Source organism: Aeromonas sp. 604176 (genome assembly GCF_049170755.1).
Classification (GTDB): domain Bacteria; phylum Pseudomonadota; class Gammaproteobacteria; order Enterobacterales; family Aeromonadaceae; genus Aeromonas; species Aeromonas veronii_A.
On sequence record NZ_JAAKNE010000101.1, the window covers coordinates 1 to 16,115 of the forward strand.

At 58.1% G+C, this 16,115-nt stretch carries 14 protein-coding genes and 1 pseudogene; 8 read left to right on the forward strand and 7 right to left on the reverse strand.

The window, feature by feature from the left end; all coding sequences use genetic code 11:
* The 3 genes from G5358_RS16185 to pabB form a co-directional block, all read right to left on the reverse strand.
* The coding region (locus tag G5358_RS16185; protein ID WP_421324469.1) for an aromatic amino acid transport family protein at positions 1-1,007 on the reverse strand (1,007 nt) is incomplete at its 3' end.
* Positions 1,008-1,223: 216 nt separating this feature from the next.
* Positions 1,224-1,790, reverse strand: a complete 567-nt coding sequence (locus G5358_RS16190) for a CoA pyrophosphatase (protein ID WP_005351753.1) — start codon at positions 1,788-1,790, stop codon at positions 1,224-1,226.
* A 42-nt stretch (positions 1,791-1,832) separates the two neighbouring features.
* On the reverse strand, positions 1,833-3,203 hold the full coding sequence (pabB, locus tag G5358_RS16195) for an aminodeoxychorismate synthase component I (RefSeq protein WP_081250352.1): 1,371 nt from the start codon (positions 3,201-3,203) through the stop codon (positions 1,833-1,835).
* Between the two features lie 207 nt (positions 3,204-3,410).
* Between pabB and G5358_RS16200 the strand changes: the two genes are divergently transcribed.
* A complete protein-coding gene (locus G5358_RS16200; RefSeq protein WP_005351759.1) occupies positions 3,411-4,937 on the forward strand; it encodes a fumarate hydratase in 1,527 nt (508 codons plus the stop codon).
* Positions 4,938-5,148: 211 nt separating this feature from the next.
* On the opposite strand, the gene G5358_RS16205 is transcribed toward G5358_RS16200, so the two are convergent.
* Positions 5,149-5,727: a PhnA domain-containing protein gene (locus tag G5358_RS16205; RefSeq protein WP_005333203.1), complete on the reverse strand. Its 579-nt coding sequence runs from the start codon at positions 5,725-5,727 to the stop codon at positions 5,149-5,151.
* Positions 5,728-5,909: 182 nt separating this feature from the next.
* Between G5358_RS16205 and G5358_RS16210 the strand changes: the two genes are divergently transcribed.
* Both G5358_RS16210 and G5358_RS16215 read left to right on the forward strand, forming a co-directional pair.
* On the forward strand, positions 5,910-7,130 hold the full coding sequence (locus tag G5358_RS16210; RefSeq protein WP_421324471.1) for a methyltransferase: 1,221 nt from the start codon (positions 5,910-5,912) through the stop codon (positions 7,128-7,130).
* A gap of 306 nt (positions 7,131-7,436) precedes the next feature.
* Complete coding sequence (locus G5358_RS16215) at positions 7,437-8,900, forward strand: chitinase (protein WP_201951178.1); 1,464 nt, start codon at positions 7,437-7,439, stop codon at positions 8,898-8,900.
* A 125-nt stretch (positions 8,901-9,025) separates the two neighbouring features.
* On the opposite strand, the gene G5358_RS16220 is transcribed toward G5358_RS16215, so the two are convergent.
* Entirely contained in the window at positions 9,026-9,580 is a 555-nt protein-coding gene (locus G5358_RS16220; RefSeq protein WP_227342831.1) for a porin family protein, read from the reverse strand.
* A gap of 328 nt (positions 9,581-9,908) precedes the next feature.
* Between G5358_RS16220 and G5358_RS16225 the strand changes: the two genes are divergently transcribed.
* Together G5358_RS16225 and G5358_RS16230 are read left to right on the forward strand one after the other, a co-directional pair.
* Positions 9,909-10,319 (forward strand): GFA family protein, encoded by a 411-nt coding sequence (locus G5358_RS16225; RefSeq protein ID WP_201951420.1) that lies wholly within the window; start codon positions 9,909-9,911, stop codon positions 10,317-10,319.
* Between the two features lie 35 nt (positions 10,320-10,354).
* Positions 10,355-10,936, forward strand: a pseudogene (locus tag G5358_RS16230) (histidine phosphatase family protein).
* 17 nt (positions 10,937-10,953) lie between these two features.
* Here G5358_RS16230 and smrB read toward each other — a convergent pair.
* Positions 10,954-11,478 carry an endonuclease SmrB gene (gene smrB / locus G5358_RS16235; RefSeq protein ID WP_201951174.1) on the reverse strand — a complete coding sequence of 175 codons (525 nt, stop codon included), beginning with the start codon at positions 11,476-11,478 and terminating at the stop codon, positions 10,954-10,956.
* Between the two features lie 82 nt (positions 11,479-11,560).
* Between smrB and prmB the strand changes: the two genes are divergently transcribed.
* Both prmB and aroC read left to right on the forward strand, forming a co-directional pair.
* Entirely contained in the window at positions 11,561-12,496 is a 936-nt protein-coding gene (gene prmB / locus G5358_RS16240) for a 50S ribosomal protein L3 N(5)-glutamine methyltransferase (RefSeq protein ID WP_113739592.1), read from the forward strand.
* A gap of 12 nt (positions 12,497-12,508) precedes the next feature.
* Positions 12,509-13,597, forward strand: coding sequence for a chorismate synthase (gene aroC, locus G5358_RS16245; protein ID WP_421204881.1), 1,089 nt, complete (start codon positions 12,509-12,511; stop codon positions 13,595-13,597).
* Between the two features lie 125 nt (positions 13,598-13,722).
* Here the strand turns inward: aroC and G5358_RS16250 are convergent, their stop codons facing one another.
* Positions 13,723-14,532 (reverse strand): substrate-binding periplasmic protein, encoded by an 810-nt coding sequence (locus G5358_RS16250; RefSeq protein WP_266135035.1) that lies wholly within the window; start codon positions 14,530-14,532, stop codon positions 13,723-13,725.
* A gap of 358 nt (positions 14,533-14,890) precedes the next feature.
* Between G5358_RS16250 and G5358_RS16255 the strand changes: the two genes are divergently transcribed.
* Positions 14,891-16,115 (forward strand): DEAD/DEAH box helicase (locus G5358_RS16255; RefSeq protein WP_421324473.1); only part of this gene is annotated, 1,225 nt, incomplete at its 3' end.

Consider the following 16,115-nt stretch of genomic DNA (forward strand, 5'->3'; position numbering starts at 1 on the left):
ACGATCATCCCTTTCAGACCTTCACGGGCACCCAGATAGTGGCCGAAGAAGGAGGAGACGATGGCCACGAACGCAACCAACGGACCGAAGTAGGAGATGATGGGGCTGGCATGCTGGTTGGCCAGATAGGAGAGCACGGCGATGTTCTGAGCCTTGGCTTCCGCCAGCTGGGCCGGTGTCAGGCTCATGACGCAGGAGAAGACGAAGAACATCACGAAGCCCAGCAGCACCATGGCGGTACGCTTGAGGATGGCATCGGCTTTCTCGACAGCCTGATCACCGTGGTCGCGGCGCTGGGCCAGAGAGAAGCTGGAGATAGCCGGGCTGTGGTTGAAGGAGAAGACCAGTACCGGGATGGTCAGCCACAGGGTAGTAGCGAAATCCTTGGCAGAGGGCACTTGCTCCAGCGCGGCGCCGGTCCAGTCCGGGATCAGGTACAAAGAGATACCGGCCAGAATGGCGATCAGCGGATAAACCAGCAGCTCGGTCACTTTCAGCATCAGCTTTTCACCGGCCAGCATCACCGACATCATGCCCATGATCAGCACGATGGAGAGGATCCAGCGCGGCGGAGCACTCATCTGCAGCTGGTTGACCATAAAGCTTTCGACGGTGTTGGTGATGCCCACGCCGTAGATCAGCACGATGGGGTAGATGGCGAAGAAGTAGAGCAGGGTGATTAATTTACCGGCACCCACGCCAAAGTGCTCTTCCACCACTTCGGTGATGTCTGCATTTGGCTTTTTGGAGGAGAGGACGAAGCGGGCCAGACCACGGTGGGCCAGATAGGTCATGGGACCTACCAGCAGCGCCATGACGACCAGCGGCCAGAAACCGCCCATACCCGCGTTGATCGGCAGGAACAGGATCCCCGCGCCAACTGCGGTCCCGAACAGACTGATGACCCAGGTAGAGTCGCGTTTTTCCCAACGAGTGGTTTGAGTAGAGCTGATCCCTTGCTCTGTTGACGCCGCAACTCCCTGCGTGCCAGTGACTGTGTTTGACATCTATCTCACCCCGAATGTGTGGTTCTTATTAAGTCGGCGCAAGGATACGGTTTTTCTAATCAAAAATGTTGATCAAATTCATCTTTACGGCACGAAAAACCGCACTTTCTTATGGAAATGTGATCAAAACAAGAAAAATTCAATTATTGTTTATCAATTGGCACGTTATTTTAGTGTTAATGATTAAATCTCGCTCAGTCAAATGTAGGGAAATTGTTATTTTGCGAGATGCTGGGCTAGCTGGTTGATCATGCTGGCGGTAGCCCCCCAGATAAAGTGCTGTTGCCAGGGGATCCAGTAGATGGTGTGTGCTTTCCCCCCTCTGGAAAGGGTCAGGGGGATGTGGTTACGCCGATCCAGCAGATGGGTCAGCGGCACTTCAAAGGCGTGATCCACCTCATCCGGACTCAGAATGAGGGGATAGTTGCCATCGAGCAGCCCCAGCACCGGAAGTACCTCGAATCGTGACACCGTATTGAGCGGGTTGAGGGTGCCGATCACTTCAATAAGTCGGGCCGGAATGCCGAGCTCCTCTTCAGTCTCCCGCAGCGCCGTGGCAATCAGGTTCTCGTCGCCGGGATCCTGTCGCCCGCCGGGGAAGCTGATCTGCCCCCCATGATGACGCAGCCGGGGGCTGCGCCGGGTCAATAACACGCTGAGCCCCTCATCGCGCATCACCACCGGGATCAACACCGCCGCCGGACTGAGCCCGCCGATGGCGAGGCGATGGGCCGGGGCGGGTCGCTGCAACTGGAAGCGGGTCAGCAGTTCGTGGCGATCCATGGCGGGGAGCTCTCCTGTGCGTTGACCTGACAGTGGGGAGGGTTACAGCGCCGACAGCGGCGGCAGGATGCGGGCGACCTTGTCATAAGTCTCCTGATATTCGCTGTCGGCGTCAGAGTCGGCGATGATGCCGCCACCGGCCCAGCAGTGCAGGCGACCCGCTTCGGCGATCAAAGTGCGAATGCAGATGCTGGTATCCATCCGGCCGTGCTGGCTGAGATAGCCGATGCTGCCGCAATAGGCGTTGCGGCGCTGGGGCTCCAGCTCTTCGATGATCTCCATAGCCCGGATTTTGGGGGCGCCGGTGATGGAGCCACCCGGGAAACAGGCCCGCAGCAGATCGACCCCTTGCCAGCGTGCATCCAGCTCACCATGGATGGTGGAGACCAGATGATGTACCGCCGGAAACGACTCCACCGCAAAGAGATGAGGCACGCTGACCGAGCCTGGCCGGCTGACCCGACCGATATCGTTGCGCAGCAGATCAACGATCATCAGATTCTCTGATCTGTCCTTGTCGGCTTGCGCCAGCTCCCGCGCGACTTGCCGATCGGTCACCGGATCGGGGTGGCGAGGGCGAGTGCCCTTGATGGGTTTGGTTTCGATATGACGGCCATCGAGCAGCAGAAACCGCTCGGGGGAGAGGCTCAGCAGCGCGCTCTCCGGCAGACGGATAAAGGCTGAGAAGGGGGCCTTGTTGGCGGTTGCCAGCAGGCAGTAGGCCTGCCACTCATCCCCCTGATAGGGGGCGCTGAAACGCTGGGTCAGGTTGATCTGGTAGCAATCCCCCGCGGCGAGATATTCCTGAATACGGGCAAATTTCTCGCCATACTCGGCGCGGCTCATATTGCTCTGCCACGACCCCTGCAAGGCAAAAGCAGGGGCCGGTTTGGCCTGCTGCTGTTCAAGCCAGGCCAGCCGGTTGGCAAGGCCCGCTTCATCCCCCCAGTGCACCAGCTGCCAGTCGCCGGTCGCCACATTGCGCAGCAGCGCCCAGTCGTAGATGCCCACCGCCATGTCTGGCACCGCGATATCGGCGGCGGCCTGCACTGGCAGTCGCTCGAAGCGGCGGCCGAGATCATAGCCAAAGAGACCGAGGGCGCCGCCAATAAAGGGTAGGTGAGTGGCACACAGATCCAGCTCCCCCAGCAGCTGTTGCTGGGTATGGGCCAGCAGGGCGAGGGGATCTTCGTGGTGTTTGCTGATATTCGCCCCGACACGCAGAGTGGTCACTTCGCCGCGGGTTTCGAGGGTCGCCAGCGGATCGGCGCTGATGATATCAAAGCTGTTATCGGCGCCGAGTGGTCCCGCCGATTCCAGCAACATGGCCCACGGCTGATGTTGCAGGCGGGCAAAAAGCTGATGGAGTTCAGCACTATGGTCTAGATGATGGATATGAAGTGTTGGCGTCATTTTATGTTACACAGGCAACAGTTTGGTTCCCGAACCCTAGTCGGTGCTGGTGGGCAAGCGTATCATAGGTGTCGGTGACTTAAGAAAAAACTGCCGTGTCGTTCGTTTTTTGTTGGTTGATAGTTTTTAGCCAGCACGTCAGCACGGCCCATCATATGGAAGCCCTTGCCCTGCTCCGTGGTAGAGACAAGGACCAGTGAGGATGATATGAGCATTATAAAAAAACAGGATTTCATCGATTCTATCGCAGATGCCCTCCAGTACATCTCCTATTACCACCCGTTGGATTTTGTTCAGGCTGCCAAAGCGGCGTATGACCGTGAGGCCAACCCGGCCGCCAAAGATGCGCTGGCCCAGATCCTGATCAACTCCCGCATGTCCGCCGAAGGTCATCGTCCGCTCTGCCAGGACACCGGCATCGTGACCTGTTTCGTCAAAATTGGCATGCAGGTCCAGTGGGACAGCGACATGACAGTGCAGGAGATGGTGGACGAAGGGACCCGTCGTGCCTACACCAATCCTGACAACCCGCTGCGCGCCTCCGTGCTGGCCGATCCGGCCGGCAGTCGCAAAAACACCAAAGACAACGCCCCTGCCGTGGTCCATATCGACATGATCCCCGGCAACAAGGTGGAAGTGAGCATCGCGGCCAAAGGCGGCGGTTCCGAGAACAAATCCAAGATGGTGATGCTCAACCCCTCTGACGATATCGTCGAGTGGGTGCTGAAAACCGTGCCGACCATGGGCGCAGGCTGGTGCCCCCCCGGCATGCTGGGCATCGGCATCGGCGGTACCGCCGAGAAAGCGGCGGTGCTGGCCAAAGAGGCTCTGATGGAGCACATCGACATTCAGGAGCTGATCGCCCGTGGCCCGCAAACCACCGAAGAGAAGCTGCGGGTCGAGCTCTACGACAAGGTCAACAAGCTGGGGATCGGTGCCCAGGGTCTGGGCGGCCTCACAACCGTGCTGGATGTGAAGGTGAAATCTGCGCCGACTCATGCCGCTTCCAAGCCGGTGGTGATGATCCCCAACTGCGCCGCGACCCGCCACGTTCACTTCGAGCTGGATGGTTCAGGCCCTGCCGAACTGACTCCGCCGAAACTGAGTGACTGGCCGGAGATCACCCGTGAAGCGGGTGGCAACGTGCGCCGCGTCAACGTCGATGGCATCACCAAGGCCGAACTGGCCAGCTGGAAGAGCGGTGATACCGTGCTGCTCTCCGGCAAGATCCTCACAGGTCGCGACGCCGCCCACAAGCGTATCGCCGACATGCTGAAAAATGGCGAAGGGCTGCCTGAAGGGGTCGATTTCACCAACCGCTTCATCTATTACGTTGGCCCGGTTGATGCGGTGCGTGACGAAGTAGTTGGCCCGGCAGGCCCCACCACCTCCACCCGGATGGACAAGTTCACCGACATGATGCTGGGTGAAACTGGCCTTATCGGCATGATCGGCAAATCCGAGCGAGGCCCGAAAACCGTCGAGAGTATCAAGCAGCACAAGGCTGTCTATCTGATGGCCGTTGGTGGCGCCGCCTATCTGGTGGCCAAGGCCATCAAGAAGGCGCGCGTGGTAGCTTTTGCCGATCTCGGCATGGAAGCGATCTACGAGTTTGAAGTGGAAGATATGCCGGTGACTGTTGCGGTCGACTCCGAAGGCAACAATATCCACGAAACCGGCCCGGCCTACTGGTCTGCCAAGATTGCAGAGCTGGATGGCAAACTCTCCTCCTGAGTGATCGTTTCCGCTGCCGGTTAACGGTATCGGCCCTGTAAAGAAGGCGCGTCCATCCGGATGCGCCTTTTTGCTTTGGCTGGCCTGTTATGGGCTCAAGTTGGCCGTTTGCGGCAAGCAGGCATAAAAAAAGGATGGCGTGACGCCATCCTTTTTCGTTGTGCTTGTGCTTGTGCTCTGGCAGCAGAGAGCAGAGCAATCGCCCTTGGCTTTAGGCCTTTTTCAGGTAGGCAGCAACCAGTACGATCTGCACGCCGTTGACCTTGCCTTCGATATGGAGCGGGTTGTTGGTCAGACGGATGCCCTTGACCAGGGTGCCGCGCTTGGCGGTAAAACCGGCGCCTTTCACGTCCAGATCCTTGATCAGGGTAACGGAGTCGCCCTCTTGCAGCACGGCGCCGTTGGAGTCAACGGTCGGTACGCTGTCGTCATCTTCGTCAGCAATACCAGCTTCAGCCCAAGCCTTGGCTTCGTCTTCCATGTACATCATGTCCAGCAGATCCTGAGCCCATACTTCACCCTTGCCGGAGAGTGCTTTGAGCTGGCGCCATGCCATCACCTGCACCGCAGGCACCTGGCTCCACATGCTGTCACTCAGGCAACGCCAGTGGTTCACCACCAGGGTATCCGGTTGTTCCAGCTGACCACGGCAGGTGTCACAGATAGCAACGCTGTGATCATCGTCGCTGGCGGGGGAGTGAGGCACCACGAAGGCGGTCAGCGCCTGCTCGGCGCTGCACAGTTCACACTTGGCGCCCGCGCGCGCTTGCAGAATGGCGTTGATGGTCATGTTGTTGGTCCCATAGCTAGTGTAAAGCGACCCGCGTTGGGCGGGGCGCGTGAAAGAGGGGGGGAATATAGCATAAAACCCCGCACTTTGTCAGATCTGCCCTGGCTCACAGGGTTGGTGGTGGTGTTGCGCAGTGCTGATCGTCAGGTATTGAGAGTGCAATTTGAAGCGGGATCGCTAGAATGAGCCTCCTTTTTGACTGCAAGGCAGGGGCATTCGTGCTGGCTCAACGTTTTCAACAACTGGATCGACTGCTCACCCGCTACCGACGCTGGTGGCAATATCAGCCATATCATCATTTGACCATGGCCTTTGCCGATGAGGTGCCCGAACTGGCGACGTTGCTCAATGGGCTGACGCTGACCCAGTTGGCGGAGTTCGATGCGGATATGGATGCACTCAGCACGCTGCTTGCCCCCTGGATTGCTGAGGGAGCCGAGCTGCAGCAACTCAGCCAGCTTGCCCCGTTTACCCCTGAGCCCATCACTTGCAGCAAGGAGATGGCGCTGCATATGCCGGGGCGCAAGCAGGCCCAGATCGAGTCGTTCACCGCCTGTCTGCCTGCCCATCAGGGCCCCTATCTGGAGTGGTGTGCTGGCAAGGGGCATCTTGGGCGGCTGGTGTCACTTCATCGACAGGCTCCTATCCTCAGTCTGGAGTTGCAAGGGCAGCTTTGTGACGAAGGTCGGCTGCTGGCCGAGCGGGATGGCGCGAATATGACCTTTACCTGCGCCGATGCTTTTGCCCCCGAGTCGGCGGCGCTGATCGCCCCCGAACATCACGCTATGGCACTCCATGCCTGCGGCGAGCTGCACACCCATCTGCTGGAGCGGGTGGCCGAACGCAGTGCCCGCGGCGTGACTATCTCTCCCTGTTGTTACCACCTGATCCGTACCAGCTACTATCGCCCGCTGTCGGCCGCGGCCAACTCCAGCGAGCTGGTGTTGAGCAAGGCGGATCTCAAGTTGCCGCTACAGGAGACGGTCACCGGCGGTGCGCGGATAGCCCGCTTGCGTGAGCAGGAAGTGGTGTGGCGTCTCGGGTTTGACTGCCTGCAGCGTCAGGTGCGTGGCATAGATGAGTATCTGCCGGTGCCCAATATGCAAAAGAGCCTGCTGACCGGCACCTTCGAGGCATTCTGCGTTTGGGCTGCTGAACGCAAAGGGATTGTGCTGCCCGCCGGGCTCGACTATCCCGCCTGGTTGGAGCACGGGGAGCGTCGCTTTGGTGATGTCGCCCGCATGGAGCTGGTGCGTCATCTGTTTCGCCGTCCTCTCGAGATCTGGCTGGCGCTGGATCGCGCGCTCTTTTTGCAAGAGCAGGGTTATCGGGTCGAAGTGGGGGAGTTCTGTGCCAAACCCATGACCCCGCGCAATATCCTGATCCGTGCCGTGCGCGCCTGACAGCGAGCTCTTTGTGAGCGTTATTTGAACATTGTTGATGGCTGACTGGTGAAGCGGGTCAGCCATTTTTTTCATCACGAACAATGACCGTATGGCAGGCCACCTGGCCGTCTCAACTGTTCTAAAAATGGGCGAAAGATCACGCTTTGGCGTTTTCGTTTGGGTTCTATTTCTTTGTTTCAGCTGCACTGAATATCACAAGGTGAAATGGTTCACAAATTACGCGCATTTCTTAATTTTCATCATGAATTTAGTTGTTGGAACACCTACTCTTGGAGCGCATTAATTCAAACAAGGACGATAAACATGTTCAAACCCAAGCGTTGTGTCTGGCTGATCGCTGCCGCTTGCGTATTGCCCAGCTATGCCGTAATGAGTGCAACCATGAATATTCAACCCGATCCACAAAATGCGGGAGGATATGTGATTGCGGCCCCGGATCTGGCCGCGGTGGAAAAGGCCAAGACGGCCAACCCCATGTATACAATATGGGCCAAGGCACTGGCCACCCGGTCAAATAAAATAGTCGATGCCATTGAACCGGGTCTGGCAAGCAATCCTGACAACGTAAAACGGGTTGAACGGGTATTTCCCCAATCTGAATGGGAATATTTAACCCAGATGGCCGCGCCGGAATATACCTATGTCCGCTTCTTGCGGGCCATCGGTAAATTTCCTGCGTTCTGCGGCGAATATAACGACGGGCGCGATTCTGATGCGATCTGTAAAAAATCCATTGTGACGGCCTTTGCCCACTTCTCTCAGGAGACCGGCGGCCATATTGCCAAGGAGAACGTCTCCGATAACCCGCTGGGGCTGGAGGAGTGGCAACAGGCGCTGGTGCATGTGCGGGAGATGGGCTGGTCAGAGGGACAGACCGGTTATACCACCGGCTGTGGCCAGAACGACTGGCAGAACAAGAAGTGGCCCTGCAGTACCGGACAAGGTTACTTTGGCCGCGGCGCCAAGCAGCTTTCTTACCACTTCAACTACGGGGCCTTCTCCGAGGCGATGTTTGATGGCGATGCCTCAGTGCTGCTCAACAACCCGGGGCTGGTGGCGGACTCCTGGCTCAACCTCGCTTCTGCCATCTGGTTCTTCCTCACCCCGCAGGCCCCGAAACCGGCCATGCTGCACGTGATTGATCGCACCTGGGTACCCTCCAAACGGGAAGCTGACGCCGGTATCGGCTATGGCTTCGGTACCACCATCAACGTCATCAACGGCGGTATCGAGTGTGGTGAACAGAACAAGGACAAGGGGCAGCCGGTCAATCGCATCCGCTACTGGGAAGGGCTGGCCAACCACTACCAGATCCCGGTCAAGGCGGATGAGAAGAACACCTGCTGGCAGCAGACTCCCTATGGCAGCCTCAATCTCAACGGCGCTACCGACGTGCTCTACACCAACTGGGATGGCAACTGGAAGTACTATCCTGATCGCCCGGGCGGTTACTCCTTCGAGTGTGAGCTGGTGGGCTTCCAGACCGCTTATTCTGCGCTGGTGCCGGGTGATTACGAGAAGTGCGTGACCAACTTCTACGGTTCCCACGCCAACTGGCCGAAAGTGCGGATCGTCGCCAAGCTCGATCCTGCCCCGGTCGATCCGGTTGACCCGCCCATTGATGGCCAGCCTGCCTGGGAGGCCAGCAAGGTCTATACCGCGGGCAACAAGGTGAGCTACAAGGGCGCCGTCTATCAGGCCAAATGGTGGACGCAAGGGGATGATCCCGCCAAAGGTGGCCCCTGGGCTGTGGTGGTGACCAAATAAGGTTGCCGTTGGGATCATGGTCAATCACCATGATCTATCGGTAGTGGAAACAAGCAGGCAGCAGGGAGGAGATATCTCCCTGCTTTTTACCCGTTATCGGCCTGTTGTCGCCCCATCAGGCGGGATCAGAAACGGTAGTTGAGACCGACACTGACCCCTTTGACATCGAGTCGAGGCATGGGGATATATTGGTACTCCGCATTGAGTCCGATACCCGAATCAAAGCGATATTGCCAACCCGCAGCGCCATAAAAACCGACCCCGGAGTTGCTCTGATCTTCCTTGTTGATCGTGTATTCGACTCTGTGGGCGTTGGCACCCAGTTTGGCATAAAAGCTGTTGCCGGAAGAGACCGGGAATTGTGCATACAAGGCAGAGCGGATCCCTTTGTAATGGATATCTTTTACGTCATTGAGGGTTGCATCGAAGAGGGCGCTGACTACGCCACCGGTACCAAACAATATTCCTGAATCGATACCGATATAATCGTTGAACATATAACGGTAATAGAGATCGGCAGTCATATTGTCACCGCCATCGGCCTGATCCCCATTTTGTGCTTTGAATGACTGGGTGCCATAGCCAAGGGTGGCGCCGACGATATGGGGAGAGGGGGTTGCTATCGCCACGGAAGAGAAGATCGCCGTGGCAACCACCAGGGGAGTGAATAACTTCATCATGCAGGTTCCAATTAAATAGCGTGGAATATGGCTGCGACGAACAGATTTATATGGGCTCGGGTGAGCTTGTCTTATATTCGCAGGCCAGTAGTGAGTGGCAATATCTCATATTGTCAGCGGGATGAATAATCAGAGCCCCCATAACCGTTATGATGGGAGGTGAGAGTGGTTATCTTCTGTCTGAACAATGGTGAACTGTGTCAATACTATCTGAAACGGGCGCTGATAAATCGCAAATATCATTGGTTTTCTGCACTAATCAACTTAGTGTAACGGGATGTTAGGCTGGCAATATATGCCTTCAAACGTGGACTGGATGGTAAACAAGATGGTGATTTCTCGTAACGGGATATTAGAGGGGGGTTGCCATTGTGGTGCAATCCGCTACAAGGTGCTAGCTGCTCCCTTTGCTACCGATTTTTGCCACTGCCGGGATTGTCAGCGCACGACCGGCGCTCCGGTCGGCGCCTGGATGGATTTTCGGGTGAAACAGGTGCAATGGCTATGCGGCGTATTGACTGAGTACGCCTCGTCGGAGGCGATTCGACGCGGCTTTTGTGCAACCTGTGGCGCCACCCTCAGCTATCGCAGCATTCAATACCCCGAGTACCTGACGCTGGCTATTGTCTCACTTGATAACCCCGAAACGGTCGCACCAACCTATCACATCCATACCGTCAGCCAGCTCTCCTGGTTGCCGATCCAGGACGATCATCCCCGTTATCCGAAAGGGAAGTAGTTTTGTGATATTCCACGTAGAAAGAGGAGTACACCATGGAGCTGATAGTGATCCGCCATGGAGAGACCCAAGCCAACGCCGAGGGGCGTTATCAAGGGGCGTTGGATATCGGGCTTAACTAAGATGGCGCGCGGCATATATGCTGGCTGGCCGATGAGATAGCGACCACACTGGCCCCTTTCGATCGGTTGCTGGCGTCGCCCCTGCTGCGAACAAGAGAGAGCGCCGCGATCTTCTCACGTCAGTTGGGCTTGCCTGTGAAACTTGCTCCGGACTTTCGTGAACGGCATGTCGGCCTAGAGGCCAAGGCGCGTTATCCCGAGTTGTGGGTGCGCAACATCACCCGTCGCTGGGCGGAGGCTCCGCTTGGCGGTGAGACGCTGGATGAGGTGATTGCCCGAGTCTCGCAGGGACTAACGGCACTGGCCTCGACCATGCAGGGGGAGCGGGTATTGCTGGTGGCGCACGGTGTGGTCGCCAAGGTGATCCGCGCCCTAACGACCGCCGGATTTGATGACTTATTCGCGTGGCAGTTGCCCAACGGCGGCATGCTGGTGGTCAATCTTGACTCCTCTATATCACCATTGCGATTCAATCGACCGGTTGGGCAGAGTTAGTTTGTGCGCTGCTTTTTCTACTCTTCGATATCCAGCAACACCAGAATGGCGCTGTCGCCACCCCATTCGCGGGGAGCCTGATGGAAGGCGCGCACATTGGGGTGCTGGGCCAGCCAGCAGGGAATGCGCTGTTTGAGAATATGTTTGCCGATGCCGTGCATCACCGAGGCGACGTGAATGTTCTCTTTCTGGCAGAGGGTGAGCAGGGCGGCCAGCTCCTGTTTTGCCTGCTGCTGGTTCATGCCATGCAGATCCAGGTAGATCTCCGGCGGATAAATGCCCCGCTTGAGCTTTTTCAGCTCAAATTTTGACACATCTTCCCGCACGTAACGGGTCGGCCCATCATCGTCGAGATGGGGCTGATACTCATCGCTGAAATAGTGGTCAACCCCAAGCTTTTCGCGGGTTTCGCGCAATTCGCGTTTCTGCTTGACCGGGCGTAACTCGGCCCTTATGGTATCTTGCTTGATTTTCCGGGTACCTTTTATCGCATCGCGGAACAGCAGGGTTTCCTCGTCTGTTGGTGAGGGCGTTTTTTTCATCAGATGCTCATGTATTAGGTATGCGTCTTGCCCGCAACGTAAACGGGGCTCGGGCCGGATATTACTCGACTTGGAGGTGGATTTGGACAAGATATTTATCGATGAGGTGGTTGCCGAGATGCACACCATCCAGGACATGTTGCGTTGGGCCATGAGTCGTTTCAACGACGCCGGGATTTTTTACGGTCATGGAACCGACAACGCCTGGGATGAAGCTGTGCAGCTGGTACTGCCCGCGTTACATCTGCCACCGGATGTAGACCCGGCCATGCGCCACTCCCGTCTCACCAGCAGCGAGCGTCACCGTATCGCCGAACTGATTATCCGCCGCGTACAGGAGCGGGTACCTGCCGCCTACCTGACCAACAAGGCCTGGTATGCAGGTTGGGAGTTCTACGTGGACGAGCGGGTGCTCATTCCCCGTTCCCCCATTGCCGAGATGGTGGCCAACCGTTTCGCGCCTTTCCTCAAACATGAACCGACCCGGATCATGGACCTGTGCACCGGCTCCGGCTGTATCGCCATCATCATGGCCCACGAGTTCCCGGAAGCGGAAGTGGATGCCATCGACATCAGCATCGATGCGCTGAACGTGGCCGAGCGCAACATCAACGATCACGGGTTGGAGCAGCAGGTCATTCCGATCCGCTCCGATCTGTTCCGCGATCTGCCCGCGGGTGACAAGTACGATCTCATCGTCTCCAATCCGCCCTATGTGGATTCCGAAGATATGTCGGATCTGCCGGAAGAGTTCCGTCACGAGCCAGAGCTGGCGCTGGCATCCGGTTCCGATGGCCTCAAGCTGACCAAGCGTCTGCTGGCCCATGCGGCAGATTTCCTCAAGGATAACGGCGTGCTGGTGGTCGAAGTGGGCAACAGCATGATCCATCTGGAAGCCCAGTTCCCCGAGATCCCCTTTACCTGGGTTGAATTCGAAAACGGCGGGCACGGCGTCTTTGTGATGACCCGTGACGAGCTGGTGCAGTATCAGGATCATTTCGCCATCTACAAGAACTAAGCAGGAGCGCGCATGGCAGGGAACAGTTTTGGTCAACTCTTTCGGGTCACCACCTTTGGCGAGAGCCACGGCCTGGCGCTGGGCGCCGTGGTCGATGGTTGCCCGCCAGGGCTGGAGATAAGCGAAGCAGATCTGCAGGGAGATCTGGATCGGCGCAAGCCGGGCACCTCTCGCTACACCACGCCGCGCCGCGAGCCGGATGAGGTGAAGATCCTCTCCGGGGTGTTTGAGGGCAAGACCACCGGCACTTCCATCGGGCTCTTGATCGAGAACACCGATCAGCGTTCCAAGGACTACTCCGATATCAAGGATCTGTTCCGGCCGGGTCACGCTGACTACACCTACCACCAAAAGTATGGTCAGCGCGACTATCGTGGCGGTGGTCGCTCTTCTGCCCGCGAGACCGCGATGCGGGTGGCGGCGGGTGCCATTGCCAAGAAGTACCTGAAACAGGTGCACGGCATCGAGATCACCGGTTTCCTCTCCCAGCTCGGCCCCATCAAGGCCGAGGCGTTTGACGCGGCGCAGATTGAGCAGAACCCCTTCTTCTTCCCCGATGCGGGCAAGCTGGAAGCGCTCGATCAATATATGCGCGACCTGAAAAAAGAGGGCAACAGTATCGGTGCCAAGGTGCAGGTCATTGCGCGCAATGTGCCGGTGGGCCTGGGTGAGCCGGTGTTTGATCGTCTCGACGCCGACATTGCCCATGCCATGATGGGCATCAATGCGGTGAAAGGGGTGGAGATCGGTGATGGCTTTGCGGTGGTGGAGCAAAAAGGCTCCGAGCATCGCGACGAGATGACCCCGGCGGGCTTTGCCAGCAACCATGCGGGTGGCATTCTGGGCGGCATCTCGTCGGGTCAGGATATTGTGGTGAGCATGGCGCTCAAACCGACTTCCAGCATCACTGTGCCGGGCAAGACCATCAATACCGAAGGTGAGGCAATCGAGATGATCACCAAGGGGCGTCACGATCCCTGTGTCGGCATTCGCGCCGTGCCCATCGCCGAAGCCATGCTGGCGCTGGTGTTGATGGATCACCTGCTGCGCCATCGTGCCCAGAATCAGGGGGTGTTGACCCGTACCCCACAGCTGCGTTGATCGCTCTTGCTGCACATCGACTGATCGCACCCTGTTCAGGGTGCTGGTTCGTCAACCAAATCAAAGGCGACCTTCGGGTCGCCTTTGTTCTTATGCTCTGCGGTACTTCTATCACTCGTCGGTTATCAAGAGTGATCAGCGTCCTGCGGATCGGCATCGAGACGGCAGTTGGGGGGAGAGAACTTCCCATGGTGTTTGGGCATAGCGTGAATGGCCTCGTTGACCTTGAGGAGCTGCTCTTCGCTCATGCTGTTTTTGGCAAACATCAGGCTGACCGGCTGATGGTGCAGCAACAGCTGACAACTGATAAACCCCTCGGCGCCCAATTGGGAGAGCCGATAGCGTGCATATTGCCACTCCATAATGATGCCATCGAGACGGCGGGCCAGCAGCAGTTCGATTAGTCGATCATCGGCATTGTACTCGGTCGCCCCCTTGAGGGCAGGACACTCGTCCATTTGATGAATGGGGCGAGTACCGCGCAGTTTGCCAATTTTGAGCTCCTTGTTGTGGCACAGTTTGGACAAGGTATCGAGCTTTCCCCAGCGATCCTGATGGCCTGGAATCGGGTTATTACTCAACAGCACATAGGCGCTCTGGCGATAGGGTGCAGAGAAGCGGGCATACTTCTGCCGCTCCGGCAGGGGGAGGGCGGCCATCGCCACATCCAGCTGATCGTGCTCCACCAGATGGAGTGCCCGCGCCCAGGGGATCTCACGAAATTTGGGGGCAAAGCCCGCCTGGGTGAGGATCTGGCGAGTCAGGCTGACATCCAGCCCGTCCAGCTCACCCCTGTTGTTGATTTGACTGAAGGGGGGCCAGTGGCTCCAGGCCACGGTCAGGGTCTGACTGGCCTGCAGGGAAGGGGTCAGCAAAAGCAGCAGCAGGCAGAGCTTGGCCTGCCAGTTGCCGTGGGGACGATATTGCGTGCTCATAGCTTAACCTCGTTATTCTGCTTTTTGTTCTCTGCTATCCCGTGCGCCTGCGACCCGCGCATCACGATGGCGGGACAGGTAATAAGTTGTCAGTTAATAGTGTGGTGCGTGCTTCACTGGTCAACGGGATTATTCGGTGGAGAGCAGAGGGCTTTTCTGTGCGTGCTGGGAGGAGCATCACATTTTTCTCGTTTATCCGGCACAACTCCGTTAGACTGCGCCCCTATTCTTTCCCCTTTGCTCTGCTCCCCGGGGAAATCGTTGTGTTCTCAACAGGCCCGAGTCTGGCGAGATGGCATCGGCTCAGCAGAGGAGCCCCATCCCGGATTGTCGGCGCCCCTATCCCTAGCAGGTAACTATGAGTTTTACTTCCCTCGGTCTGGCCGAACCCTTGTTGCGTGCCGTTGCCGAACAAGGCTACGACACCCCGTCTCCCATTCAGCAACAAGCGATCCCCGCCGTTCTGGCTGGCCGCGATCTGATGGCGGCGGCCCAAACAGGGACCGGCAAGACCGCAGGCTTTACCCTGCCGATGCTGCAACGTCTGATGGAGAGCAAGCGCAAGGTCTCTCCGAACCGCGTCCGTGCGCTGGTACTGACCCCGACGCGCGAGCTGGCCGCCCAGGTGGGCGAGAGCGTGCGCAACTATGGCAAGCATCTGCCCCTGCGCAGCCACGTGGTATTCGGTGGCGTGAGCATCAACCCGCAGATGATGGCGACTCGCCGTGGTCTGGACGTGCTGGTGGCCTGTCCGGGCCGTCTGATCGATCTCTACAACCAGAACGCCGTCAAGTTTGACGAGGTGGAGATCCTGGTACTGGACGAAGCGGATCGCATGCTCGACATGGGCTTTATCCGCGACATCCGCCGCATCCTGACCCTGCTGCCGAAGAAGCGCCAGAACCTGCTCTTCTCCGCCACCTTCGCCGATGAAATTCGCGAGCTGGCCACTGGCCTGCTGGACAACCCGGCTGTCATTGAAGTTGCCCCGCGCAACAGTACCGCCGAGCGTATCGAGCAGCTGGTGCACCCGTGCGACAAGGCCAACAAGATTGCCCTGCTGAGCCACCTGATCTCCAGCAACAACTGGCAGCAGGTGCTGGTCTTTACCCGTACCAAGCACATCGCCAACCGCGTTGCCGAGAAGCTTGAAAAAGACGGCATCAGTGCTGCCGCCATTCACGGCAACAAGAGCCAGGGCGCCCGTACCCGCGCGCTGGCCGGTTTCAAGGATGGCAGTGTGCGCGTGATGGTGGCGACCGACATCGCGGCCCGTGGCCTCGATATCGACAAGCTGCCGCAGGTAGTGAACTTCGAGCTGCCGAACGTGGCGGAAGATTACGTGCACCGTATCGGTCGTACCGGTCGTGCCGGCGCGGCCGGTCACGCCATCTCCCTAGTTGCGGCCGATGAAGGCAAACTGATCAAAGCCATCGAGCGTCTGACCAAGCAGAACATCCCCTGCGAGCAGGTGGCTGGTTTTGAAGCCTCCCGCGAGACCCTCGACAACATCGCCCGTGGTATCGGCGCGCCGCTGCGCAAAGAGCCGCGCGATCCGAGTGAGCAGCGCCGTGCGCCGCGTC